The following is a 2,129-nucleotide window of genomic DNA, read 5'->3' as shown; positions in this document are numbered from 1 at the left end:
ATCTGCGTTCGAGCCATACTGTATCGCGTTTTCTGAATTTTATCGGACAGCAATAATTTTCTTATCCTTATAGCATTGAATTTATAAAAACATCTACAATATCTACCACTCTGTTGTGTACTCTCTGTAAATAAGAATATTACCTATAGGTTGTAGATCTCCAAACATCTACAATTATTATTCAATATCTACCATTTATTATTGATTTTCATACAATTTTCTTTTCGTGTGAAGGAAAAAAGTGTTATATTTGAAGAATACTGAAAATCTAAAAGATATGATAGAAAAACTCGATTACGCTATGGTGCCGACAGGCTTTGTACATTGTTTTAATGAAAATTGTAAGAACGCCAACCGCTGCTTGCGGCATCAAATCGTCCGTTTTATCCCCGATACGCTTTGGGCGGTGAGCATCGTGAATCCCGCACGTACCAGTCCTACCGGAAAGTGTGCGGCTTTCATGGCGGATACTCCCGTGCAATACGCTGTTGGCATGGATCACCTATTAGACCAGATACCTTATCTGGAGGCGAAACGCATCAAGCAACGTCTGTTGATGACATACGGTAAGAATAAGTTTTATCAGTTTAAGCGCAAGGAAAGAACCTTCTCGCCCGAAGACCAACAGTATATCCGTCAGGTCTTTCGGGCGTACGGAGTAGAGGATGAACCAGTCTTTGATGCTTGGCAGAGTGGCTACCGATGGACGAAGGGATAAGAGCTGATAAGAGTTTCCCTTAGGAGAACAAAGAGTTTCTCTTAGGGAAAACAAAAGTTTCTCCTAGAGGAAACAAAAGTTTCTTTAGGAAGAAACAAAAGTTTTCCCCTAATGTAACTTAGTATTTCAAAAAGATGCGCAAAGATAACGTAACTATGCTAAAAATCAAATAGTTATAAAACATATTTTTTAGCAAGGTAGGAAAAGAAAGCAGGGAAAAGCATATTTGGGCGGAAATTACGTTTGCAAATCGTATATCCAAAACGCAAACTTTTACCGATTTGCATAACTATCTGACAAGCAGTGCAGTCTTCTATATTCTTCCCATTCAAAACAAGTGGCTGAAATGCAAAAAATGACATAAATGTGAAAGTGTTCCGTTACGAATACATTACCTGTTTAAGTATCCGGAAACACCTGCTTTTAAGGCTGGAACTACCTGAAAGCAACGGGATTTCAACGATACGTGGGTGATTTTTCGTAGAACGGCATGAAATTTTCTCTTTATGAGATTCTATTTCACCGATTGTCAGTCTTTTGCATACCAATGATTAGCTCTAACGCATGTAAATTTGCAATTAAAAAATAGAGCTGATTATGAATGAATTAAAAGTGACTTTCTATCTAAAGAAAAAGGAAACGAGAGCCGATGGAACAGTCCCTGTTTTGGGACGGATACGAATCGGAACATCAATGGTACAGTTCAGTGCCAAAGTGTATATTCAGGAAAAGTTGTGGGATGTAAAGTCCGGCAGGGTAAAAGGGAAAAGCAAGGCGGCATTAAACGCCAATGCAGAACTGGACAAATTATGTGTGGCCATACATTCCGCATACAAAGATCTGCAACTGAAAAGCGACAATGTCCTTGCCGTCGATGTAAAAAACGCTTTTCAAGGAATCGCATCCGAGCAAGACACGCTGGTCAAGCATTACGAACTTCTCAATGAGAAATTCTACAAGAAAGTGGGTGTCAACCGTTCCATCGACACCTATAAACGGTATTGTGTGGCACTGAACCATCTAAAGAATTTTCTTCAAAAGAAATACAAGGTAAGGGATATGGCGTTCCAATCCTTGAACCCGACATTTGTGAAAGCATTCGACTTGTACCTCCGTGCCGACTTGAAGATGACCTGCAATACCATTGTCAATATTATGGCACGTCTGCATCTAGTAATCAAGTCCGCAATGGATAACGGACTCATCAAACAAGACCCGTTCATGGATTACAAGTATCTGACAGAGCCTCTTGTCGCCAAATGCCTGTCCGAAAAGGAATTCAATCTGATTCTCACGACTCCCTTGCCAAAAGACAATATGAATCTGGTGCGTGATGTCTTCATATTTTCCTGCATGACATTTGTTGCACTAACTAATGTATGCTTGATTATCAATAAATTGCAAACTAATA

General features: G+C 39.5%; 2 protein-coding genes. Both read left to right on the top strand.

Translation table 11 applies throughout. From position 1 onward, the window contains the following. Positions 1-277 precede the first annotated feature (277 nt). The gene (locus tag E5342_RS18895) at positions 278-718 is read left to right on the top strand and encodes a DUF6078 family protein (protein ID WP_008773634.1); all 441 of its coding nucleotides are present in this window, start codon (positions 278-280) and stop codon (positions 716-718) included. A 597-nt stretch (positions 719-1,315) separates the two neighbouring features. Next, positions 1,316-2,129, top strand: an 814-nt coding sequence (locus tag E5342_RS18890) for a phage integrase SAM-like domain and Arm DNA-binding domain-containing protein (RefSeq protein ID WP_210434985.1), incomplete at its 3' end; no start/stop codon positions are given.

The organism is Parabacteroides distasonis (genome assembly GCF_004793765.1).
GTDB classification, from domain to species: domain Bacteria; phylum Bacteroidota; class Bacteroidia; order Bacteroidales; family Tannerellaceae; genus Parabacteroides; species Parabacteroides distasonis_A.
The sequence above is the reverse complement of the archived record's forward strand: the minus strand, read 5'-3'. Positions and strand labels throughout refer to the sequence as shown.